The organism is Mesorhizobium sp. M0145, from assembly GCF_040322355.1.
In the GTDB taxonomy this organism is placed as follows: domain Bacteria; phylum Pseudomonadota; class Alphaproteobacteria; order Rhizobiales; family Rhizobiaceae; genus Mesorhizobium.
Genome location: NZ_JAMYTK010000003.1, coordinates 343270 through 365367 on the forward strand (window position 1 = coordinate 343270; position 22098 = coordinate 365367).

The 22098-nt window shown below is 63.2% G+C and carries 18 protein-coding genes and 1 pseudogene; 9 read left to right on the forward strand and 10 right to left on the reverse strand.

Features of this window, described 5'->3' with window-relative positions:
- The first annotated feature begins 26 nt into the window (after window positions 1-26).
- Together NKJ28_RS08660 and NKJ28_RS08665 are read left to right on the forward strand one after the other, a co-directional pair.
- Window positions 27-1313, forward strand: coding sequence for a glycosyltransferase (locus NKJ28_RS08660; RefSeq protein ID WP_352634978.1), 1287 nt, complete (start codon window positions 27-29; stop codon window positions 1311-1313).
- The gene (locus NKJ28_RS08665; RefSeq protein ID WP_352634980.1) at window positions 1310-2773 is read left to right on the forward strand and encodes a lipopolysaccharide biosynthesis protein; all 1464 of its coding nucleotides are present in this window, start codon (window positions 1310-1312) and stop codon (window positions 2771-2773) included. Before NKJ28_RS08660 ends, NKJ28_RS08665 begins: the two co-directional genes overlap by 4 nt.
- 222 nt (window positions 2774-2995) lie before the next feature.
- Here the strand turns inward: NKJ28_RS08665 and NKJ28_RS08670 are convergent.
- Window positions 2996-4048 (reverse strand): annotated as a pseudogene (locus tag NKJ28_RS08670) (polysaccharide pyruvyl transferase family protein); the annotation flags it as partial.
- A gap of 302 nt (window positions 4049-4350) precedes the next feature.
- On the opposite strand from NKJ28_RS08670, the gene NKJ28_RS08675 reads away from it, so the two are divergent.
- The 6 genes from NKJ28_RS08675 to NKJ28_RS08700 all read left to right on the forward strand — a co-directional run bounded on the left by NKJ28_RS08675 (window position 4351) and on the right by NKJ28_RS08700 (window position 11959).
- Entirely contained in the window at window positions 4351-5523 is a 1173-nt protein-coding gene (locus tag NKJ28_RS08675) for a glycosyltransferase family protein (protein ID WP_352634982.1), read from the forward strand.
- 11 nt (window positions 5524-5534) lie between these two features.
- A complete protein-coding gene (locus NKJ28_RS08680; RefSeq protein WP_352634984.1) occupies window positions 5535-6527 on the forward strand; it encodes a glycosyltransferase family 2 protein in 993 nt (330 codons plus the stop codon).
- A complete protein-coding gene (locus NKJ28_RS08685; protein WP_352577813.1) occupies window positions 6527-7477 on the forward strand; it encodes a glycosyltransferase family 2 protein in 951 nt (316 codons plus the stop codon). Before NKJ28_RS08680 ends, NKJ28_RS08685 begins: the two co-directional genes overlap by 1 nt.
- Window positions 7467-8417, forward strand: a complete 951-nt coding sequence (locus tag NKJ28_RS08690; RefSeq protein WP_352634985.1) for a glycosyltransferase family 2 protein — start codon at window positions 7467-7469, stop codon at window positions 8415-8417. Before NKJ28_RS08685 ends, NKJ28_RS08690 begins: the two co-directional genes overlap by 11 nt.
- A gap of 75 nt (window positions 8418-8492) precedes the next feature.
- Window positions 8493-9389 carry a UTP--glucose-1-phosphate uridylyltransferase gene (locus NKJ28_RS08695; protein ID WP_023676320.1) on the forward strand — a complete coding sequence of 299 codons (897 nt, stop codon included), beginning with the start codon at window positions 8493-8495 and terminating at the stop codon, window positions 9387-9389.
- Window positions 9390-9538: 149 nt separating this feature from the next.
- Window positions 9539-11959 (forward strand): polysaccharide biosynthesis tyrosine autokinase, encoded by a 2421-nt coding sequence (locus NKJ28_RS08700; RefSeq protein ID WP_352634987.1) that lies wholly within the window; start codon window positions 9539-9541, stop codon window positions 11957-11959.
- Between the two features lie 15 nt (window positions 11960-11974).
- On the opposite strand, the gene NKJ28_RS08705 is transcribed toward NKJ28_RS08700, so the two are convergent.
- Entirely contained in the window at window positions 11975-12676 is a 702-nt protein-coding gene (locus NKJ28_RS08705) for a metallophosphoesterase family protein (protein ID WP_352591110.1), read from the reverse strand.
- Between the two features lie 193 nt (window positions 12677-12869).
- On the reverse strand, window positions 12870-14777 hold the full coding sequence (locus tag NKJ28_RS08710; protein WP_352591113.1) for a propionyl-CoA synthetase: 1908 nt from the start codon (window positions 14775-14777) through the stop codon (window positions 12870-12872).
- Between the two features lie 170 nt (window positions 14778-14947).
- Between NKJ28_RS08710 and NKJ28_RS08715 the strand changes: the two genes are divergently transcribed.
- Window positions 14948-15739, forward strand: coding sequence for a DUF2259 domain-containing protein (locus tag NKJ28_RS08715; protein ID WP_023676324.1), 792 nt, complete (start codon window positions 14948-14950; stop codon window positions 15737-15739).
- 284 nt (window positions 15740-16023) lie between these two features.
- On the opposite strand, the gene dhaK is transcribed toward NKJ28_RS08715, so the two are convergent.
- The 7 genes from dhaK to NKJ28_RS08750 all read right to left on the reverse strand — a co-directional run bounded on the left by dhaK (window position 16024) and on the right by NKJ28_RS08750 (window position 22089).
- Entirely contained in the window at window positions 16024-17010 is a 987-nt protein-coding gene (dhaK, locus tag NKJ28_RS08720) for a dihydroxyacetone kinase subunit DhaK (RefSeq protein WP_023676326.1), read from the reverse strand.
- A 26-nt stretch (window positions 17011-17036) separates the two neighbouring features.
- A complete protein-coding gene (locus NKJ28_RS08725; RefSeq protein WP_023676327.1) occupies window positions 17037-17459 on the reverse strand; it encodes a hypothetical protein in 423 nt (140 codons plus the stop codon).
- A gap of 8 nt (window positions 17460-17467) precedes the next feature.
- The gene (ptsP, locus tag NKJ28_RS08730; protein ID WP_352634988.1) at window positions 17468-19069 is read right to left on the reverse strand and encodes a phosphoenolpyruvate--protein phosphotransferase; all 1602 of its coding nucleotides are present in this window, start codon (window positions 19067-19069) and stop codon (window positions 17468-17470) included.
- Complete coding sequence (locus NKJ28_RS08735; RefSeq protein WP_352522588.1) at window positions 19053-19355, reverse strand: HPr family phosphocarrier protein; 303 nt, start codon at window positions 19353-19355, stop codon at window positions 19053-19055. The genes ptsP and NKJ28_RS08735 overlap by 17 nt, the downstream gene beginning before the upstream one ends.
- A 21-nt stretch (window positions 19356-19376) precedes the next feature.
- Complete coding sequence (dhaM, locus tag NKJ28_RS08740) at window positions 19377-19766, reverse strand: dihydroxyacetone kinase phosphoryl donor subunit DhaM (RefSeq protein WP_352522589.1); 390 nt, start codon at window positions 19764-19766, stop codon at window positions 19377-19379.
- The gene (gene dhaL / locus NKJ28_RS08745) at window positions 19763-20365 is read right to left on the reverse strand and encodes a dihydroxyacetone kinase subunit DhaL (RefSeq protein ID WP_352634990.1); all 603 of its coding nucleotides are present in this window, start codon (window positions 20363-20365) and stop codon (window positions 19763-19765) included. Before dhaL ends, dhaM begins: the two co-directional genes overlap by 4 nt.
- Before the next feature lie 80 nt (window positions 20366-20445).
- The gene (locus tag NKJ28_RS08750; protein ID WP_352634991.1) at window positions 20446-22089 is read right to left on the reverse strand and encodes a dihydroxyacetone kinase subunit DhaK; all 1644 of its coding nucleotides are present in this window, start codon (window positions 22087-22089) and stop codon (window positions 20446-20448) included.
- Window positions 22090-22098: the final 9 nt, after the last annotated feature.

Below are 22098 nucleotides of genomic sequence, written 5' to 3' on the forward strand. Positions count from 1 at the left end.
CGCGCCTGACCGGGGTGGGAGCTGCCTTGGGACAAAGACACGCACAACACCAGACGCTTGAGGCGCCTCGCACGGTGGCGACGGGCGTCAGCCCTCATCCGCGCGAGCAGATCGCCGACCGGCCTCGAAAGATCGTCCATCCGATGAAGATTTGCTTCGTAGTTGATAAGTTCCCCTCTTTGTCGGAGACCTTCGTCCTCGACCAGATAGAAGGGTGCCTCGAGCGCGGCATGCAAGTCGGCGTCGTCTGCAACGAGACGTCCTTCGGCAAGGACAGCAACATCGACGATCGCCGCTGGCAGGCTCTCCCTGGCAAGGTCGTCTGCTGGTGGGGCGGGCTGGGGCGCTTTCGCCCGACGCTCAGGAGATGGTCGGGCAGGTTCTGGGATAAGCTCTCGACCGCTGTCGACATCGCTTTTGCGCGCAAATTGCAGAACGCCGATGTGATCGTCGCGCATTTCGGCAATAACGGCATGCGCGTCGCCCGCGCCATGAAACGAGGGCGGATTTCCGCTCCGCTGGTGACCATATTCCACGGCCGCGATGTCGGCGAACCGCTGCATGACAACACGCTCACGCGCTACAAGGTTGTCTTCGACAAGGGCGTTCTCCAGCTCCCGGTGAACGCGTTTTTCCGCGACGCCCTGATCGGCGTCGGCGCACCCCCGGCGCAAGTCATGGTTCACCATATGGGCGTGCGGCCCGGTGAGATCGGCTACCATTGGCGTTCCTGGGACCGGGACACGCTGTCCTTCATCTCGGTCTGCCGGCTGACCGAAAAGAAGGGCATCGAATTCGCCCTTCGGGCGCTCGCCAGCCTGCCGCGGCGCGACTGGGTCTATTCGGTGATTGGCGGCGGCGAATTGCTGGAAGAGTTGAAGAAGCTCGCCGCAAATCTCGGCGTTGCCGACCGGGTGACTTTCCTCGGGCCGCGTCCGCACGCCGAGGTCAAGCAGCGCCTGCGCAATGCCCACGTATTCCTGCTGCCTAGCGTTGCCGCGCGAGACGGCGATCTCGAGGGTATTCCGGTGGCGCTGATGGAGGCTATGGCCGCCGGGCTGATCGTCGTCAGCACCTATCACTCGGGCATTCCCGAACTGATCGAGGATCAGGAGACAGGCTTCCTCGCACCGGAGCGAGACGTTGCCGAGTTGGCCCGCAAGCTTGTCTGGGTGGCCGAGAACCCGGACAAATGCGAGCGCATCGCACGTGCGGCGCGCCGCAAGATCGAGCAGGATTTCAACGCGGACGTACTCAACGAACGTTTTGCGCAGATCGTTGCTCAACTGGCCGAAGCCAGGCAGCCGGCATGAACGCCAACCCGCCCCCCCAGTTCGGTCGCGTCGCCCTGCGCGGCGGCATGGTGACGATCGGCGCGCAAGGCTTCAAGATGGCGATCCAGTTTCTCTCGGTCATCGTGCTTGCCCGTCTGCTCGTGCCCGAGGATTTCGGCTTGGTGGCTTCCGTCGGGCCGATCGTGGCCTTTGTCGGGCTGCTTCAAAATCTTGGCCTGCAACAGGCTGTGGTCCAGCGCAAGGATATCAGCACCGAGCAGCTCAACCAGGTATTCTGGATCAGTGCGCTGGTGGGGATGGGCAGTGCCGTGGTGGTTGCATGCCTGGCGCCCGCCATCGCTGCTTTCTATGCCGATCAACGCATGGTGGGGATCACCATCGGCTCTGCCTTGCCGCTGCTGCTTGGCAGCCTCGCGGCGGTGCCGCTGGCGCTGATGAACCGTCACTTGCGCTTTGGCCAGCTCGCGCTGAACGACGTGATAACCGCTGCTGCCGGACTTGCGACTACCGCAATCGCCGCCTATGCGGGGCTGGGCTACTGGTCGCTGGTCATTGGCCCTGCGGTATCGGCTGTTGTCGCGCTGGCCGCGGCATGGCAGGTGGCGCGCTGGACGCCGTCGCGGCCGGACCTGAAGGTCGATACCGACATATTGTCCTTCGGCGCCAATCTGACCGGCTTCAATCTGGCCAACTTCTTCTCGCGCAATCTCGACAACATCCTGATCGGAAAATATTCGGGCGCGATCGAGCTCGGCTATTATGACCGCGCCTACAAGCTCCTGCTGTTTCCGCTGCAGAACATCAACCAGCCGCTGACACGCGTGATGGTGCCGCTGCTGAGCCGCATCCATGAGGACAAGGCGCGGTTTCGCGACATCTATGTGCGAACCAATTGGATGCTGGCGGCCATCACTATGCCCGGCATCGCGGCGCTGACGCTGACGTCGGACCAGGTCGTCGGGCTTCTCTTCGGCGAGCGCTGGACAGCGGTGGCGCCGATCTTCGCCTGGCTGGGCATCGCCAGCCTGATCCAGTCCGTCTCGAGCACCACCGGCTGGATCTTCATCTGCCAGGGCAAGACCAAGACCATGTTCCACTGGGGCATCTACTCGTCGCTGACGACGGTCGCCGCCTTCATCATCGGCCTGCACTGGGGCGCCGTCGGTGTCGCGGCGGCCTACGCGATCAGCGGCTATGTGCTGCGCGTCCCGGTGCTTGCCGTTCTTGTCCACCGGGTCGGCCCGGTGACCGCAGCCGACTTCCTGGTCATGCAGGGGCTTTTCATCGCGTCATCGCTGCTTGCCTGGTCCGTGTACCGCGAGTTGCCGGCATCGCTGACCGGCCAGTCAGACCTGCTCGCGGTGGTCCTGGCGGTTGCCCTCAATTATTCGATCGGCCTGGTCCTCATGCTTGCCCTTCGCCAGTCGCGCAGCGCCCTGTTCACCACGCTTTCCAGCGCCATGCGCAACGCCCGCTAGGCCGGCAATCACCGGCCTCAAAAGCTCACCTGCCGACATCGCCGACGCATGCTCCTCAAGCACTGCCTGAAGGCTCGTCCTGCGATAGAGGTCGAGATTGGCGGTAAGTCTGCCGAGCTTCTCGCTCGCTTCCTCGGGCGTCACCGTGTCGATGTCGAGCAGCAGGTCGGCGACGCCGATCCGCTTGGCAAGTTCCTTGGTCTTGAATTCATAGGCGATCGGCAGCACCGGCGTGCCGACGCAGAGCGACATGATCATCATGTGCATGCGCGTTGCGACAACGAAGTCGAAGCCTTTCACCAGTGCCATCAGTTGCTCCGGCGTGTGGAACGAAGCGTCCACGCTGACATGCTTGGCGATCTCCGAATCGAGTTCGGCAACGATAGCCCGCGCCGTCTTGGAATCATCATGGGCGTATTCCGGCACGCCCTGGCAGGTGGAGACGAAGGTGACCTCCTTGGCGTGGTCCCTGACCAGGATGGTCGCGATCGCGCGGATCGAGTCGATGTAGCGGCGCATGCCGCCCTCGCCGTCGCTGACATAGTTCCAGTGACGGACGGAAATGGCGACGCGGCCGGTGACGGTCGCCGACTGGCCGGAGGCCAGAATTTTTCCGATCCTGTCGGTGTCGGCCAGGGCAAAGACGGCGTCGGCCACGACGTGGCATTTGCCGGGGTCTTTCACCATGTCCACAATGTGGCCTCGCGAACGTTCGTCGCGCAGCAGGATGAGCGGGCTCCGATCGAAGATTGGGCTCAACTCCTGGCGATTGTAACTTTTGTTGAACGGGCCGAGCGATTGCGTGAAGAAGACGGGGTCCTTGCCCAAAATCGCGTCGATCCGGAATTGATTGAGTCGCCGTTCCAGATTGTAAGTCTCGACAAGATAGGTTCCGCCTGTCGTGACCACGAGGTCGGCGTCTTTGTAGATCTCGAGACCACGGCGATTGCTTGAGCTGAACAAACGCCCGAGAACGCCGCGGATGCCGAACCGCCGCAGGGCATTGAGGACGAGCCGATTGTAGATCGGCTTGAACAGGTTCTTCAGCCCGCTGCCGTATTTGTAGCGGAACAGCGATTCCGACAGCAGCTTGTGGAATTCGAGATCAGGATACTCTTTCTTCGTGTAGAGCCTCGCCGCCACCTCCGGCTGGCTGTCGAAGACGTAGAACTGGATATCGTCTTGCACGATCGTCTTGAAAACATGGCGGATCGCCAGGAGAATCGCTGCATCCCCGGTATTCAGGCAGACGGTGTTTTCAACCGCGATCTTCATGGAATGACCTCATTTCGTGAGTAGTCCCGTGCTTCCATCGACGGGTGCGAAGGGGCGGATTGCAGGCGGGTTGGCCGAAAATGCTGCACGCCAAGGATGGTCCTCGCGTCGTGATTATTGGCGCGCAGCCCGATGGCAGGCCAACGCGCGGTCCATGTGGCCCAAGCAGAGCGAGATTAACCCATCGATTTTGCAGTGCAACAAAAAACGGGGATCTTTGCTACGCTGCAACCAAAAATGTTGCGATGCAGCAAGAGCTGTACTAGCATTGTCGCGGGCGGGCCAACAGCGGTCGAGTTTTCATGCTGCATGTCTTGTACTTGGTACACGACGTCTCCGACCCGGCAGTGCGCCGGCGGATCATAATGCTCAAGGCAGGCGGCGCCCAGGTTACGCTGGCGGGCTTTCGTCGTACGGCAAGCGCAGTTGCTGATGTCGAGGGCTTGCAGCCGATCGATCTCGGCCCGACTCGTGATGGCCGATTCGCCCAACGTCTGGCCGCGATCATGAAGGCAGTCGTCTCGACCGGCTCGAAGCTGGGCTCAATGCCACGGCCCGACCTCATTATCGCGCGCAATCTGGAAATGCTGGCGCTTGCCCGCCGCGCCAGGTCGGCTTTCCAGGCAACGGTGCCGATCGTCTACGAGTGCCTGGATATCCATCGCCTGCTGCTTCGCGACGATCCGCTGGGCTGGGCGATGCGCGGCGCAGAACGCTTCCTGGCCAGGGATGTGAAGCTTCTGGTGACCAGCTCTCCGGCCTTCATCGCCAACTATTTCAAGCCGTTCGGACAGATTGCCGCCCCGGTCGAACTGCTCGAAAACAAGTATTTCGAGCCAGCCGCGGCCTCGCTGGATGACCGCGCGGCGCCGGAGAACCCCGTTGCGCCGCCTTGGCGGATCGGCTGGTTCGGGGCGCTTCGCTGCCGTCGCTCCCTGGAGCTTCTGGCCGAATTTTCGCGCCGCCTCGACGGCCGCTTTGAAATCGTCCTCAGGGGCCGCCCGGCGCTGTCCGAATTTCCCGATTTCCACGGTTTCGTCGAATCGGAACCCTGGCTCTCGTTTGGCGGGCCCTACCGCAATCCCGAGGATATGGCGGCGATCTATCGCGAGGTCCACTTTTCCTGGGCCATCGACTTTTTTGAGCAGGGCCTGAACTCCGAATGGCTGCTGCCCAATCGGCTCTATGAGGGCTGCCGCTTCGGAGCCGTGCCGATTTCGATGGAAGCCACCGAAACCGGCCGGTTCCTCGACCGGCAAGGCATAGGGGTTCTTTTGCCAGAAGCCACGCCCGAGGCGCTCGAAGCCGCCGTCGGCACGATGGAGCAGCATCGGTTCGAGACATTGAGGGCGCGTGTTCTCGCCCGCAATCCGCGCATCTGGAGCTACGACCGCGCCGATTGCCGGGCGCTCGTCGAAAAGCTCCGCGGGCTGACTGCGGCTCCCGGTCCATATGCTGCCGAAGCATTGGCATAGAAGGACTGCCGATGACGCAAACCGAAATTCCATCCTGCATGATCGTGGTTCCGTGCCTGAACGAAGCGGCCCATATCGGCGCGTTGCTTCGAGAGCTCCGCCCTGCGGCCGAGAGGCTGGGCGCCGTGATCATCGTTGCCGATGGCGGCAGCACGGACGGCACCAGGACGATCGTCGCGGACATCGCCGCAAAAGATCAGCGGGTGATCCTGCTGCACAATGAAAAGCGCTTGCAGAGCGCGGCAATCAATCTCGCCGTCGCCAGGTTCGGGGAAGGCGTCGACTATCTCATTCGCATCGACGCGCATGGCGGCTATCCAGCGGATTATTGCGACCGGCTGGTCGAAGAAGCGCAAGCCACCGGTGCGGATTCGGTCGTCGTCTCAATGCTGACCAGCGGCAGCGGCATGGTTCAGAAAGCAGCGGCAGCGGCGCAGAACTCCAGGCTCGGCACCGGCGGCTCCAAGCACCGGCATCTTTCGGCGGGGGAATGGGTCGATCATGGCCACCACGCACTGATACGGATATCGGCCTTCACCGCGGTCGGCGGCTATGACGAAACCTTCAGCCACAATGAGGATGCCGAACTCGACTATCGGCTCCGCCAGGCCGGCTACCGCATCTGGATGACCGGCAAGACGCAAATGGTCTACTACCCGCGCTCCTCGCTGAAGGGCCTCTATTTTCAATATCTCGGCTATGGCCGTGGCCGGGCGAAGAACGTTCTCAAGCACCGCATGATCCCGAAGATCCGGCAGATGGTGCCGCTTCTAGTGTTCCCCGTGGTTCTTCTCGCCGCCTTTTCCTTCGTCCACTGGCTGGCGGCCGTGCCGCTTTTGCTATGGGCGTCGGTCTGCCTCGGCTACGGCTTTTGGACCGCCGTCAGCCAGCGCAAAGCCGACATTGCGCTTGCCGGGGTCTCGGCAATGGTCATGCATTTCGGCTGGTCGGTCGGTTTCTGGCTGCAACTGCTCGCACCGCGACCGCAGCGCGGGGTAGCGTGATGGACCCGGTCAGGAAAAATCGAAGCATCGATATCTGCGTCTGCACATTCCGCCGGCCGGAGCTTGCCGACACGCTTCGCTCCATAGCGGCCATGGACATGCCCGCGGGGTTCGACGTCGGTATCGTCATCGCCGACAACGACGATACGCCGACGGCCGAAACGCTGGTCGCCAAGCTGGCGGGGGAGTTGAAGCTGCCGGTGACCTACCGGCACGCCCCGGCCCGCAACATCTCGATCGCGCGCAACGCTTGCCTCGATACCAGTGCGGCGGATTTCGTCGCCTTTATCGACGACGACGAGACGGCCACCGCTGGCTGGCTTGCCGAACTGGTGGCGACGGCGGAAGCAACAGGTGCTGCGACGGTGCTTGGGCCGGTGCAAGCCCGTTACCTGCCGGATGCGCCCGCCTGGATGCGCAAAGGCGATTTCCACTCGACCTTGCCGGTCTGGGTGAGCGGCGAAATCCGCACCGGCTACACCTGCAACGTCCTGCTCAGGATTGGCGCTGAGAGCCTGCGCGGCCGGCGCTTCAGCCTGGCACGTGGCCAGACCGGCGGCGAAGATACGGAATTCTTCGACCAGATGGTCAAGGCCGGCGGCCGCATCGCCTTTTCGCCGGAGGCTTGGGTCGACGAAGCGGTGCCACCTGCCAGGGCGGCATTCGACTGGCTCGGCCGCCGCCGGTTCCGCGTTGGGCAGACGCACGGTCATCTTCTGGGGCGCAACGCACACGGCCTTGCCCGGCTCAAGCAGGTCGGCATTGCCGCGGCAAAGGCCGCCTACAGTTTCCTGTCGGCAATTCCGGTCGCCATCGACCCCGTACGCCGGAACCGCAGCCTGCTTCGCGGCATTATGCATGTCGGCGTCGTCAGCGGCCTCGTCGGGGTTCGTGAAATCCGCCAATACGGCCTGTCTTCGCCGCAGCAAGGGGGCAAGCGTGCAGCCTGACGTGAGCTTCGTGATTGCCGCCTACAATGCCGAGGCGACCATCGATCGGGCGATTGCCAGTGCCGTCGCCCAGCGCAATATCAGCGTCGAGGTCATCGTCGTCGACGACAAGTCGCGCGACCGGACGCTCGACCTGGCGAGATCCTACCCCGAAGACATCGTACGCGTTGTCGCGCTTGAGCAAAACCGTGGCCCCGGCGGCGCCAGGAATGCCGGCCTTGAGCTTGCCCGCGGCAGGTGGGTCGCGGTCCTAGATTCGGACGACGCGGTCTATCCCGGGCGAATCTGCACCATGATCGAACGCGCGGAGAAAGCGGGCGCCGAGATCGCGGTCGATAATCTGCAGGTCGTTCGCGAGGATGGCGTTGCCGAAGAGACGATGTTCCCGGCCGACTATCTGGAAGGCCTCGGTGAAATCTCGCTGGCGGATTTCATCGGCGGCAATGTCCTCTTCGAATCGAGGTTCAATCTCGGCTACCTCAAGCCGATCTTCCAGCGCCGGTTCCTGAACGAGAACGGGCTGCATTACGATGAAAGCCTGATCATTGGCGAAGACTATATCCTCCTGGCCAGTGCTCTGGCCAAGGGGGGCAAATGCGTGGTCGAGCCGACGACGGGCTATATCTACCACATTCGCACCGGCTCCATCTCCCGGGTGCTCGAACTTCATCACGTCGAGGCGATGCGCAGGGCCGATGCCACCTTCGCCGCGACCCATTCCATGGATGCTGCGGCCGAGGCGGCGTTCGCCAGGCGCGCTCGCAGCCTGCGCCGGGCGGCATCATTCCTGTCGCTGGTCCAGCACATCAAGGCGCGGTCCCCGCTCAAGGCGATATGGACGGCGCTCAGCGATCCGGCGGCGGTTCGGCATATGAGCATGCCGATCGCCGTCCGGCTGCGAAGGGTAGCGGCACAGTTTGCCGTGGTGGCGGGGAGGTGAAGGGCTGCAGGTGAATGAAGACAGTTTCGCCGCCTGCGACAGGGTTGAAATCGATCTCCTCAGAAGGAACATGCAATGAAAAAAGTCAGGAAGGCAGTCATACCGGTGGCGGGGCTCGGAACGCGGTTCCTGCCGGCGACCAAGTCCATGCCGAAGGAAATGCTGCCGGTGGTCGACAGGCCTGTCGTGCAATATGCGGTTGACGAGGCGTTCGAGGCCGGCATCGAGCACATCGTCTTCGTCACCGGCCGCAACAAGGCGGTGATCGAGGACTATTTCGACCTGCATCCTGAACTGATCGGAACCCTGGAGCAGAGCGGCAAGAAGGCGCAACTCGAATCGCTTGAAAGCCTGCTTCCCGTCGCCGGCGCGACGAGCTTCATCCGCCAGCAGTCGCCGCAAGGCCTCGGCCATGCCGTCTGGTGCGCGCGCGAAGTCATCGGTGACGAGCCCTTCGCATTGCTTTTGCCGGACATGGTGTCCTTCGGCGGGCGCGGGTGTCTCGCCGAGGTCGCCGATCTTTATGCGCAGACTGGCGCAAACGTTATCGCCGTCGAGCGTTGCGATCCGACCGAGACCAGCAAATACGGCATTGTCGGGCGCGGCGCTGATGTCGGCACGGGCTTCGAGGTGACGGCCATGGTCGAAAAGCCGGCTCCTGCCAACGCGCCATCGAACTTCTACATCAACGGCCGCTACATCCTGCAGCCCGAGATATTCTCGTTGCTGGCCAGCCAGCAGCGCGGCGCCGGCAACGAGATACAACTGACCGACGCAATGGTGCGTCTCGCACAGACCCAGGCCTTCTTCGCCCAGCCTTTCGACGGCCGCATGTTCGACTGCGGTTCGAAGGAGGGCTTCATTCAGGCCAATGTCGCTTTCGCGCTGGCGCGGGAGGACATGAAGGGCCCGATCTTCGAGATGCTGCAGGAATTCGTCCGGTCGCATCAGCGTCGGGAAGAAGCCGCATAATGTCCATTTTTTCGAGGCATTGTGGGTGCGGCTGATGACGCAGGACAGGCCGTTGCGCCGCGCGTAACGCGCACTGTCCGGCGCAAGGTTTGCACCCTATGTCCCGACCTTCGAGGCGGTAGCGCCTGCAAACTAGAATTGGACCGAAGATGAACTATGCCAATTTTCCTGTCGACAAGAGGACGCCATTGCCGGCTTCAAATGCGGCAAACGCCGAAGACTTCATCGACATCGAGCGCCTGCTTGGCATGGCCGCGCGGCAGGCGAAAGTGGTTGCCGCCTGCGCCGTCATCGGTCTCTTTCTTGGCGTGCTCTACTTGCAGACGACGCCTCCTACCTATGTGGCGACGAGCAGCGTGCTGATCGACGAAGGATTGAACAAGGTCGTCGACGACATTTCGGCGGCGTCGGTCAGCATGCAGACCGACTCCGCCGTTCTGAGCCAGATCGAAATTCTGCAGTCGGCCAGGCTGGCGGGGGTGGTCGTCGACAAGCTGAAGCTCGATCAGAACGACGCTTTCATGAACCCTCCGACATCGGCCCTGTCGAAGGTTTCTGGCTTTGTGCGCGGTATCATCCAGTCTGTCCGCCCCAAGCGCGCCGCTAGCACAACCGATGTCACTCAGCTTGATGCTGCGACGCGTGACGCGATCACCGCATCGTCGTCGCCCCGCGACTACGCAATCTTCAAACTGCAGAACCAACTCGACGCCGAGCGGATCGGCCGAAGCTTTGTCATCAGCATCTCCTTCCAGGCGACCGATCCGGCGCTTGCGACCGCCATCACCAAGGCCTATGCCGACGCCTATCTCGCCGATCAGCTCGATGCCAGCTTCGACGCCACCGAGCGGGCGGCGGTCTGGCTGCAAGGCCGGCTGACCGAGCTTCGTGAGAGCTCCCAGTCGGCTGCACTAGCGGTCGAAAAGTTCAGGGCCGAACACGGATTGGCCGTCAATGACGGCCAGCTGATCAGCGACAAGCAATTGTCCGATCTCAACACCCAGCTGATCGTCGCGCAGGCCGATACCGCACGTGCCGGCGCCCGCTATCAGCAGTACAAGTCGATCGTCGAAAGCGGCTCGGACAATGCATTCAAGGACGCCGCGATATCGAACGACCAGCCGAGCAGCTCCGTCATCACGACGCTGAAGAACCGCTATCTCGCCGTCGCCAAGCGGCAGCAGGACGTCGAAGCCAATTTCGGCCCGCAACATCCGCAGGCCGTCGCGCTCGCCAAGGAGAAGGCCGACATATCGGCGCAGATTTTCGGCGAGCTGAAGCAACTGACCGAAAGCTACCGCAACGAATACGAGGTCGCTCTGGCGCGCGAAACCGCGCTCCGCGCAAATGTCGCCTTGGCGGCTGGCAAGAGCTCCATCGACAACCAGTCGCAGGTCAAGCTGCGTGAGCTGGACCAAAAGGCGACGGCGCTGTCGACGCTCTACCAGACGTTCCTGAACCGCTATGAGGAGGCCGCCCAGCAGCAATCCTTCCCGGTCGGCAAGATCCGGGTCATCTCGGACGCGACGATGCCGCAGTCGGCCGCAACCCCGCGAACGGCCATCGTGCTGGGGCTTTCGCTGGCGCTTGGCATAATGATAGGGGCAGGGGTTGGTGGTCTGAATGAATTCAGGGAACGCTTCTTCAGGACCGGCGAGGATGTGCGCGACCGTGTCGGCCTCAAATTCCTCGGCTATCTCCCGGTCATCGGCAAGGCTGGCAAGGATGAGCAACGCAATGGCGGTCAGCCTGACGTCAAAGTCGTTGAATCCAAGACCGCCAAGTCCTCCAAATCCCAGCCCTCCAAAACATTGTCGGCAGCCGAAAAACGTGCGCGGATGCGGGTAACCGTCGATGCCCCGGCATCGATGTTCTCCGAGACGCTGCGCAACGCCAAGATCGCCTTCGACGTCGTGATGGAGGGCCAGGGCAGCCGGGTCATCGGCGTGGTCTCGGTGCTTCCCGGCGAGGGCAAGTCGACGGTGGCGGCCAATCTTGCCGGGCTGCTTGCCGTCAACGGATCGAAAACGCTGCTGATCGATGGCGACCTGCGCAATCCCGGCCTCAGCCGCAGCCTCGGTATGGAGGCCGAGCAGGGCCTGATGGAAGCTGTGGTGAGCGGGCAGACATGGCAGTCGGTCGGCAAGATCGACCGGCAGACCAAGCTGGCTATCATCCCGGCCGTCCTGCGTGGCCAGTTTTCGCATACCAGCGAGCTTCTGTCTTCAGCCGGCATGCGGCGTTTCATCGATAACGCCAAGGAAACCTTCGAATACATCATCGTCGATCTGCCGCCGCTCGGGCCTGTCGTCGACGCCAAGGCCTTCGCTCCGCTTGTCGACGGCTTCGTGCTGGTCACCGAGTGGGGACGCACGCCGCGTGCGATGGTGCAATCCATGCTCAGCTCGGAGCCCTACATCGCCAAGAAGATCATTGGCGCGGTGCTGAACAAGGTCGAACTGAAGAAGCTGGCCAAATATGGCGCGATCGGCGGCTCGGAAAAATTCTTCGACAAATATTCGAGCTACTATCTGGAAAAATCGGAAGCGCGCACCAGGGCAGCCGCCTGAGCGACGACATCGCGCTCAGGAAAATATCAACCTGGCGCGGTTGTCGACGATCCTGAGGGCGGTCAGCTGGCCGGTTTGGAAGGCGCCGGTGTCTATGCCAAGCCGGCGTCCCTCGAGCTTCGGAGTGTCGACCGGCGTATGTCCGTGCACGACATAGCGGTCGAGAAGATGCGCAGCGTCGAAGAAGTCCGAACGGATATTCAGCAGGTCGTCCTCGTCCTGCGCGGCCAGCTCGATGCCGGGCCTGATGCCGGCATGGACGAACACGAATTTCGCCGAACAGACCATGACCGGCAGCGCGCGCATGAAGCTAATGTGGTCGGCTGGAATGACTTCCCGAATGCGCTTGTCGACCTCCTCGCTTGACCCATAGAGATCGGCCATGCGCGACGGGTCGACGCCGTAGGAAAACAGCGTTTGCAGGCCGCCTATCGCCAGCCACGACTCTCTCGAAATGATCCCGTCGACGTAGTTCAGCATCACGACTTCGTGGTTGCCGGCAAGGCAGATGCGCTGGAAATCACGGAGCGGTGGCGCCAGCAGATGATCGAGCACACGCGCCGACTGGGGTCCACGATCGACGTAGTCGCCAAGCATGATTATGAGCTTGCGCCCTTCGAAGGGCGCCGAATCGAGCACGATCTTCTGCTCCAGGGCGCGGAGTTCCTTGTAGCAGCCATGCACGTCGCCGATCGCATAGACGACTGCGCCCCGCATATCGATCTCCAGCCGCTGGCGTGCCGCGGCCTGGGGCTTTCTCGATCGCTGGAACAGGGTCACGTATGGCGTCTCGCATGGCTGTGGGTGCGTCTCGATTCCGAAACAACATGACGACACCGCGCGTGGATACCACGTCCGGCGCCGGTCGTTCCATACCGGAGCTTCGGACGCAACTCGGCTTCGGCGCCCATTACAGGCCGATGCCGCGGCGGTTCAGCGCGGCGGTGATCTCGTCGAGGATGGCCGGGTCGTCGATCGTTGCCGGCATGGTCCATTCCTCCTTGTCGGCGATCTTCTGCATGGTGCCGCGCAGGATCTTGCCGGAGCGCGTCTTCGGCAGGCGCTTGATCGTCACCACCGTCTTGAAGGCAGCGACCGGGCCGATCCGTTCGCGCACCAGGGTGACAACCTCGTTTTCGATGATGCCGGCGTCGCGGTCGACGCCGGCATTCAGCACGACGAAGCCGAGTGGAACCTGGCCTTTCATAGCATCGGCAATACCGACGACGGCGCATTCGGCGACGTCGGGATGCGCGGCCAGAACCTCCTCCATGGCGCCGGTCGATAGCCGGTGGCCGGCGACATTGATGATGTCGTCGGTGCGAGCCATGACATAGAGATAGCCGTCCTCGTCCATCATGCCGGCATCCGCGGTTTTGTAGAAGCCGGGGAACTCGTCGAGATAGGCTTGGCGAAACCGCTCGTCGGCATTCCACAGCGTCGGCAGGCAGCCGGGGGGCAACGGCAATCTCACCACGACATTTCCAAGCGTACCACGCTTGACCTCATGCCCGGCATCGTCGAGCACGCGGATGTCATAACCGGGCATCGGCACGCCGGGCGAGCCGTATTTGACCGGCAGCAGGCCCAGTCCGGCGGGGTTGATGGTCATCGGCGAGCCGGTCTCGGTCTGCCACCAATGGTCGATCACCGGCACGGTCAATTTCTGCTCCGCCCATTTGATGGTTTCCGGATCGGCGCGCTCGCCGGCGAGGAACAGCGTCCGGAATTTGGACAGGTCGTATTTCGGGACGAATTCGCCCTTCGGGTCCTGTCCTTTGATGGCGCGAAAGGCGGTTGGCGCGGTGAACAGCGCGACGACGCCATGCTCGGCGATCACACGCCAATAGGTGCCGGCATCGGGCGTGCCGACCGGCTTGCCCTCGAACAGGATCGTTGTGCAGCCATGCAGCAGCGGGCCGTAGACGATATAGGAATGGCCGACCACCCAGCCGACATCGGAAGCCGCCCAGAACACTTCGCCCGGCTTGACGCCGAACTCGTTTTCCATCGACCATTTCAGCGCGACCATATGGCCGCCATTGTCGCGCACGATTCCCTTCGGCTGGCCGGTCGTGCCCGACGTGTAGATGATGTAGAGCGGATCGGTGGCAAGCACCGGAACACAGTCGACATTGGCACCCGCGGCCCGCTCCCGCGCCACGGCGTCGGCATAGTCGATATCGTGGTTTTCCCTGAGTTCGCAGCGCAGTTGGTCGCGCTGCAGGATAAGGCAGCTTTCCGGCTTGTGCCGCGACATCTCGATCGCCTTGTCGAGCAGCGGCTTATAGGCAACGACGCGCCCTGGCTCCAGGCCGCAGGAAGCGGAGATGATCAGCTTCGGCTTGGCGTCGTCGATGCGGGTGGCGAGCTCATGCGAGGCAAAGCCGCCGAAGACCACCGAATGCACGGCGCCGATCCGCGCACAGGCAAGCATTGCGAAGGCTGCTTCCGGTACCATCGGCATGTAGATGATGACGCGATCGCCTTTTTGGATGCCACGATTCTTGAGCACCGAGGTCAGCGCGACCACCTCGCGCTTCAACTCGGCATACGTGAATTTCCTGATTGTGCCCGAAATCGCGCTGTCATGGATCAACGCGATCTGGTCGGCACGGCCGCCCGCCACATGACGATCGACGGCATTGAAGCAGGTGTTGCACGAGGCGCCAACGAACCACCTGCCATAGACGCCGGCATTGGCGTCGAACACCGTCTCGAAGGGCGAGAACCAGTCGATTGCGCCGGCGGCATCGGCCCAGAATTTTTCCGGGTCGCGTTTCCAGCCGTCATAGACCTCGTGGTAGCGTGACGCCATCCAGCTTCCTCCCCAGGAATGTTTGCTGTCCTTGAAATAGCGTATGCTGGTTTGTGTAACCATGTATTTGTGCGTTTCGTTTGCTGTCGTTCTAACTTGGCCGCAAGTGCGGGTCATGGTGGTCTGGGGGCCGGTATCGTTCGAATTTTCGGCATTAGGGGCAGGGCGCGATGAAATTGCGATATGAGCTTGGGTTTGCCGCGGTTGCGACGCTGGCGGTGGTGCTCGCTTCAGCTGCTCAGGCAGGCGACGCGGCGGCCCGGCGCGTCATCGGCTTTTCGCCAGACGGCAACTACTTCGCCTTCGAACAGTACGGCACGCTCGATGCCGGTGCTTCGGATTCGGGCTGGTCGGAGATCGAGATCATCGACACGCGGACCGATGAGTTCGTCGGCGGCAAGCCGATCGTCATCGCCGACGAGACGGAGGATTCGACATTGACGCTTGCGCAGGCGAGGGCACAGGCCGCCGAACTGGCGGCGCCCTTGCTGGCCAAATATGCCATCGCGCCGCGCGGCGAGCGGACTGCCTTGGACAGGTTCACCTTTCCCGACGACATGGTCGCCTACAATGACATTGCGCGCCTCGAGCAGGTTTCGCAAAAATGGCTTTCGCCGGCCTATGACGAGCTTGGCACCATCCAGCTCGAGCAGATCCGTGCCGACAGCACGGCGGATTGTTCAGCGAGTTTCGACGCGACGCAGCAAGGCGAAACGACCGGCAAGGCGCTCGGCTTTCGCCTGACGCTGCAGGGTCAGGACGGCAAGCCGATCAAGCTGCTGCATGAGGACAAGGCGGTGCCCGGTTCGAGGAATTGCCCGACTTCCTACAGCCTGTCGGAATCTTACGCATTCACCCCGGATGGAAAACCGGGCGTGCTTGCGGTGCTCGTGCAGCGCTTCAGCCAGGGATTTGAAGGGCGCGACCGCCGTTTCATCGCCGTGACTGGCCAGGCGCACTGAGGCAACGCGCTGAGACGTAGTCCGCTACCCGAGTTTGTTGTCCCTAAAGCGGGAGGGCAGCGAGCATAAGTCCGACCCCGCCGACGATCAGCAAGGCGGCTGCCAGCACCTTTCCATGGCGCTCGAAACCCGTCGGCGCCCGATCCCAATTGTAACGCATGCTCGAACTCCCCAAACCCGCAGATTCTTTATCTTACGCAGGGTGAGGAGGGCAACTGTCTGGCGATGCGCGGCGTTGCCGATACCGGTCTTGTCACCGACTATTTCTGGGGCATTCTCCGCCGCTACATGCCCCAGCGCAGCGCGGCCGTATGTACCGGTGCATCCCACCAAACAGCCGCCTCGTCGTCGAGCATGCTCAGCGTGATCGAACAGCCGGCCATGTCGAGCGAGGTCACATAGGACCCGACCAGCGACCGGGTCACCGTCACGCCGTGCTTCTCGAAGATTTTGCGGGCGCTGTTGTACATCAGATAAAGCTCCATCAACGGTGTGCCGCCAAAGCCGTTGACGAAGAGTAGCGCCTGGCCTCTGGCACCGTCGCCCAGGTCACCCAGGATTGCGGTACAGATCTCCTCGGCGATAGCATCGGCGCTTTTCAATGTGTCGCGCCGCCTCCCAGGCTCGCCGTGGATGCCGACCCCGAACTCCATCTCGCCATCGCCGATATTGAAGGTCGGCTTGCCCGCCGCCGGCACGGTGCAACTGGTCAGCGCCACGCCCATCGAGCGCGTCGCGCCGTTGACGCGCTCGCCGAGCGCCTTCAACGGCTCCAGTGCCATGCCTTGTTCGGCCGCCGCGCCGACGATTTTCTCGACCACCAGCGTGCCGGCGACGCCGCGCCGGCCGGTGGTGTAGGACGAGTTTTCGACCGCAACGTCGTCATTGGTCACGATTTGCATCACGCCTTCCGACATTTCAGCGGCCATGTCGAAATTCATCACGTCGCCCTCGTAGTTCTTGACGATGAACAGGCAGCCGGCGCCCGTATTGACGACTTCGGCCGCCGCCATCATCTGGTCAGGCGTTGGCGAGGTGAATACCTGGCCGGGGCAGGCCGCATCCAGCATGCCGTGCCCGACGAACCCGCCATGTAGCGGCTCGTGACCCGAGCCGCCGCCGGAGATCAGCGCCACCTTGCCCGGTGTGAGCAGCTTGCGGCGGACAAATTTGTGTTCCTCGCCAAGCGCCAGGATATCGGCATGCGCGGCAACGAAGCCGTCGAGGCTCTCGGTCAGCACCGTATCGACCGAATTCAAAAATTTCTTCATGGCCGTCCTCCCGAAATAGCCCAGCGTCAGCTGCCCTTGCCGGCGATGCTGGTGATCTTCTGGATGAAATCGTTGACCGCCCGGTCGAGCGCCGCGTTCTGCTTGTCGTCGCCGAAATCGGGAACGATCAGCGAGACATGGCGTGTCTTGCGCAAGCCTGCGGCCAGCGACATCTTTCCCGGATGCGCCCGATGGTAGGCCTCAAGGAAATGATCGCGTTCGGCCGGGCTGAAATGGCAGACGGAGAAGATAGCCGGCAAATGCTTCGACGGGATCGGCGTCGAATAGGCCGGGCTGGAAATCTGCGTGACGAAGCTGCGATGCTTGCCCAGCGCATCAGCGAGGCGCTGGCGCATGCCGGACGGGCGCTGGTCGATCACCTGCGACAGGATCGTCTTGTAGGCGCGGATCGCCTCTTCGGGGCCGGATTGAGACGCCTTGTCTGCCATGCCGGCGCCTAGATCGACATGTCCGCGATGGCCGCCTTGGCCATGGCGAGTTGGGCGGGAGCGACGGAGAGATCACGCAGGCCGGCTTCGAGCAGCGCCGGGATCGAGGCTGGGTCGCCGCCGGCATCGCCACACAGGCTGACCGGGATCTTATGCTCGCGGCCGAAGCCGGCAACCGAGGCGATCAGCCGGAGAACGGCCCGGTGCCTGACGGAATTCAGATGCGCGACCGACGCATTGTCACGAGCGGCGGCCATCACATATTGGGTCAAATCGTTCGATCCGATCGAGAAGAAAGCGGCCCTGGCGAATGCCTCCGGCGCAATCGCCACCGAAGGCACCTCGACCATGATACCAAGCGGCGGCATCCTTTGCTCGATACCGCGTGCGGAAAGGCCGGCCTGCTCTTCCGCGAACAGCGTCGCGGCGCGCTCATACTCTTCCGGGACGGCGATCATCGGGAACATCACCTTCAGATTGCCGTGCACGGCGGCGCATAGCAAGGCGCGGATCTGCACGCGAAAGACCTCCGGACGCGCCAGCGACAGCCTGATCCCTCGCAGGCCGAGGAAGGGATTGGTTTCCTCGACGGTGAGGCCCGGCACAGGCTTGTCGCCGCCCGCATCGACTGTGCGGATGGTCACGGGTCTGTCGCCTGCCCATTCCAGCACCTTGCGGTAGGCGCGATATTGCGTCTCCTCGTCCGGCAGCGTCTTGCCGAACAGGAATTCGGTCCGCATCAGCCCGACACCGTCGCAAGTCGCGACATCAATGCTGTCGACATCGGATGGATCGGCGATGTTGACCTGCACCCGGACCGCTACGCCGGTCTTCGTTGCTGCCGGCCGCGTCAGATAGGCTGCCGCTTTGTCGCGATGCGCCGCGAACGACGACGATGATCGCCGGAATGCATCGATCTCCGCTTTCGACGGCGCCAACACAATGCCGCCATGCTCAGCGTCGAGCAGCGCGATTTCGGCAAGGTGAGCCGGCGAAGCACCGAACCCGGCCGGCCCAAGACCCACTACCATGGGTACGCCGCGCGATCGCGCCAGCATGGCGACATGGCTTGCGACACTTCCGGCTTTAAGCGCTATGCCGCCGCCGGCACTCCAGTCGGTTTCGAGGAAGCGCGTCGGTGCGATATCCTCGCCGTAGAAGATCGCACCCGCCGGGGCGGCAATGTCGCCGCCCCCGGTCAGCGCGCGCAGCACCTGGTCGCGTATATCGCGCATGTCGGCGGCGCGCGCCCGGAAATAGTCCTCATCGGATGTTTCGTAGCCGGCTATCTCGGCGTCGAGTGCTTGCCGCCAGGCCCTATCAGCGGCTGTGCTCTCGGCAATGTGCGAAAAGGCCGGACCGGTCAGCGCGTCGTCCTCCAGCATGGCGAGCTGGAATTCGAGGATCTCGGACGCCTCGCCGTCACTGGTTTCGATCAATGCGGCGAGCCGGCCTGCGGCAATGGAGATGGCGGTCTCAAGCGCCGCCTTCTCGTCCGCGGCACTCGCCTTGCGGACATAACGCACAGCAGCCTGATCCAGGTCGAACAGCGGCCCCTCGGCATAGCCGGCCGATGCCGAAATGCCCTGCAGCCTAAGCGGTTCGGGCATGGTCCTTGCCTTCGTCGAAATCGCGCCGCACCAGCTCGACCAGCGCGCCGACCGCCTCGCCGGCGCCGTCGCCCTTGGCCCTGATATGCAGGACAGTACCTTTCGGCGCCTTCGCTGCCATCACCTTGACGATGCTCTTGGCGTCGAACCACGGCCCGTTGGCGGCGACCGCCACTTCGACCTCGGCCGAAAACGTCTTGGCAAGCTTGGTGAATTTCACCGAGGGGCGCGCATGCAGTCCAACCTCATGGGTGATCAGGACGCTGGCTTCGGCTGCTGCGGACATGCTGTCAAAATTCCCGTTCGTTCACGACGGCGACAATTCGTGCGCCGTCGCCACCACTTCCCTGAGCGAGGCGCCGCCGGAAGCCTCGGTCGCCGCCATCACCGCGCCTTCGACGATCGGCGCATTGCAGACGATGATCTTCTGGGCGCGTGGTTCGCCGATCATTTCGACCGCCATCTCGCTATTGGTCTCGGCGCCGCCGAGGTCGACGAGGATTGCGACACCCGCCTCCGACCAGGCCTTGTCGATGGCGCCTATGATCGCCTCGACGTTGGTTCCCAGCCCGCCATGGCCGTTTCCGCCGCACCATGCAAGCGGCACTTCGTCGCCGACCATCTGCCGCACCATGTCTGCGGTGCCTTCGGCGACCAGCGGCGAATGCGATACGATGACGATGCCGACATTGCTCATGCGCGCCCCTCGATTGCTTCGGCGACGGCCCGCACCAGAAGCGCAGTCGAGCGTGCTCCGGCATCCATATGGCCGATCGAACGGTCGCCAAGGAAGGAGGCGCGTCCGCGCAAGGCCTTCATCGGCACGGTCGCGTCGGCTGCATTGTCAGCAATATCGACGATTTCCCCTGCTGTCTTTCCCCGCAGCAGGGCTTCATGCACCGGCTGCAGCACGTCGAGCATGGTCTTTTGCCCGGCCTGCGACTTGCCTCTGGCGGCCACCGCTTCGATTGCCTTGCCGAAGGCCGCGGCCAGATTGGCGCGATCCGGCACGGCGGAAATCTCCTTGCCGAGCGCCATGAACAGCGTGCCGAACAAGGGCCCGGAAGCTCCGCCGACCGTCATCACCAGTTTGGTGCCGATCGCCTTCAGCGCCTCGGGCAACGGCTTTGCCGCGAACGCCTCAGCCTCGGCCCGCACTGCCTCGAAGCCGCGTTTCATGTTGAGCCCATGGTCGCCGTCGCCGATCGCCTGGTCGAGCCTGGTCAGCTCTTCGGCATGGGCGGCGATCGTGTTTGCCGCCGCCTTGATCAGCCTGGAAAGATCCGCTGCCGCCATGTCACCCATGCTCCTGGCCCCTGCGCTGACGGCAGTACGAGAAAATTGCGTATCCGGCAATTGAAGCATCCTCCGCTCCGTCAGACGGTTTCTAGCAACGCGGCGAGGGCAGTGAAGACCTCGGCGACGGCAAAGGCGCCGGGGTCGACCACGCCGTCGAGATGACTGCCGATATAGACGGACCGCCCAGCCTTGGCCTTGCGCATGGCAGCGGTGGCCTCGGCGCCGCGTTGCGCCGCGACCGCCGCGTCCTCCAGACTGCCGCTATCCAGCGCCTTCAAAGCGGGTTCCAGGGCATCGATCATCGTGCGATCGCCGACCCTCGCTCCGCCATAGAAGGACATCCGATCGAGGCCGGCGAGCAACGCCTTGGTAAGAGTCGCGCCAGACGCCAACGCCTGCGCGGCGGCGGTGAAGAAGATCGACAGCAGCACGCCGCTGGAGCCGCCCATGCTGGCGCTCAGGATGTCGCCCACGGTGGCGAGCGTTGCGGCAGGGTCGGCGAGCGGCAGTGTCTCAAGGCGGCCAAGCACGCTGCGCGCACCGGCCGCCACCGTCGATCCAGTGTCGCCGTCTCCCGCCTTGGCGTCCAGTCCGTTCAACGTGCCTTCAAGCGAGATCAGCCGTTCGCAGATCGCGATGATCAGCCGCTCGCTGCGCGCATCCTGGCTGGCTTTCGACGCGTTGCCCGGGCCGGCGGCTTTGGCCACCGGGACGATGCTCACTGGGCGAACGGCTCTTGCCGGCATCCAGGCGTGAGGCCCGACCGGCGCTCGCAACGCCGCTTCGCGCGGCGCATCGAGCCGGATCAGCGACAGGGAAAAACCGTTCATGTTGAGCGCCGTCATAAGCTGCCCGGGCCCGATCGTCAGCGTCACCTTTCGTGCCAGCGGTGAAGCCAACACCGCATTGGCGACAAGCAACATTTCCAGCGGCGGCACCGAACCGAGATTGTTGATCAGCAAGGCGTAGTCGCTGGCGGGATCGAGCCGCGCGGCAAGGCGCTCCGATATGATCGCAACCAGTCTTTCGGCACTTTGCACCGCAATCCGCTCAACGCCCGGTTCGCCATGAATGCCGAGGCCGAGTTCGGCGTCGTCAGCGCCAAATCTTTCTTCATGGCTCTGACCGGGGATCGAGCAGGATGACAGCGATATGCCGAGGGAAACGATATCCGCCGCCGCGGCCCGCGCCGCCGCTGCGACCGCCGCCAGATCGTTGCCTGCTTCCGAGAGATGGCCGGCGATCTTGTGCACGAACAAGGTGCCGGCAACGCCGCGCGGCTGGGCAATATCCGGGAGGGCGATGTCGTCGGCGACAATCACCATCTCGACGCGAAAGCCTTCGGCGCGCGCCTTCTCGGCGGCCAGCCCGAAGTTGAGGCGATCGCCCGTGTAGTTCTTGACGATCAGCAGGCACCCGGCGGGACCGGTCACGGCGCGGATCGCCGCCAACACCGCTTCCACGCTCGGCGAAGCAAAGATCTCGCCCGAAACCGCCGCCGTCAGCATGCCCATGCCGACAAAGCCTGCATGGGCGGGTTCGTGCCCGGCCCCGCCGCCTGAGACGATGCTCACTCTGCTCTTGTCCCAGTCCGCACGGAGGACGACTTTGATATCGGGATAGCTATCGAGGCGATCGAGATCGCCGACGCCGGTCGTGCCGAGAAAGCCGTCCAGGGCTTCGGTGACGATCGTGTCCCTGCGATTGAAAAAATGCTTCATCGAATTCGT

Bases quoted from the DNA above. Each gene is read 5' to 3' on its own strand.
- NKJ28_RS08685 (WP_352577813.1), top strand. From the start codon at position 6,527: ATGGACCCGGTCAGGAAAAATCGAAGCATCGATATCTGCGTCTGCACA.
- NKJ28_RS08675 (WP_352634982.1), top strand. From the start codon at position 4,351: ATGCTGCATGTCTTGTACTTGGTACACGACGTCTCCGACCCGGCAGTG.
- NKJ28_RS08680 (WP_352634984.1), top strand. From the start codon at position 5,535: ATGACGCAAACCGAAATTCCATCCTGCATGATCGTGGTTCCGTGCCTG.
- NKJ28_RS08735 (WP_352522588.1), bottom strand. From the start codon at position 19,355: ATGTCCGCAGCAGCCGAAGCCAGCGTCCTGATCACCCATGAGGTTGGA.
- NKJ28_RS08700 (WP_352634987.1), top strand. From the start codon at position 9,539: ATGAACTATGCCAATTTTCCTGTCGACAAGAGGACGCCATTGCCGGCT.
- dhaK (WP_023676326.1), bottom strand. From the start codon at position 17,010: ATGAAGAAATTTTTGAATTCGGTCGATACGGTGCTGACCGAGAGCCTC.
- dhaL (WP_352634990.1), bottom strand. From the start codon at position 20,365: ATGGCGGCAGCGGATCTTTCCAGGCTGATCAAGGCGGCGGCAAACACG.
- NKJ28_RS08695 (WP_023676320.1), top strand. From the start codon at position 8,493: ATGAAAAAAGTCAGGAAGGCAGTCATACCGGTGGCGGGGCTCGGAACG.
- NKJ28_RS08725 (WP_023676327.1), bottom strand. From the start codon at position 17,459: ATGGCAGACAAGGCGTCTCAATCCGGCCCCGAAGAGGCGATCCGCGCC.
- NKJ28_RS08710 (WP_352591113.1), bottom strand. From the start codon at position 14,777: ATGGCGTCACGCTACCACGAGGTCTATGACGGCTGGAAACGCGACCCG.
- NKJ28_RS08705 (WP_352591110.1), bottom strand. From the start codon at position 12,676: ATGCGGGGCGCAGTCGTCTATGCGATCGGCGACGTGCATGGCTGCTAC.
- NKJ28_RS08665 (WP_352634980.1), top strand. From the start codon at position 1,310: ATGAACGCCAACCCGCCCCCCCAGTTCGGTCGCGTCGCCCTGCGCGGC.
- dhaM (WP_352522589.1), bottom strand. From the start codon at position 19,766: ATGAGCAATGTCGGCATCGTCATCGTATCGCATTCGCCGCTGGTCGCC.
- NKJ28_RS08750 (WP_352634991.1), bottom strand. From the start codon at position 22,089: ATGAAGCATTTTTTCAATCGCAGGGACACGATCGTCACCGAAGCCCTG.
- ptsP (WP_352634988.1), bottom strand. From the start codon at position 19,069: ATGCCCGAACCGCTTAGGCTGCAGGGCATTTCGGCATCGGCCGGCTAT.
- NKJ28_RS08715 (WP_023676324.1), top strand. From the start codon at position 14,948: ATGAAATTGCGATATGAGCTTGGGTTTGCCGCGGTTGCGACGCTGGCG.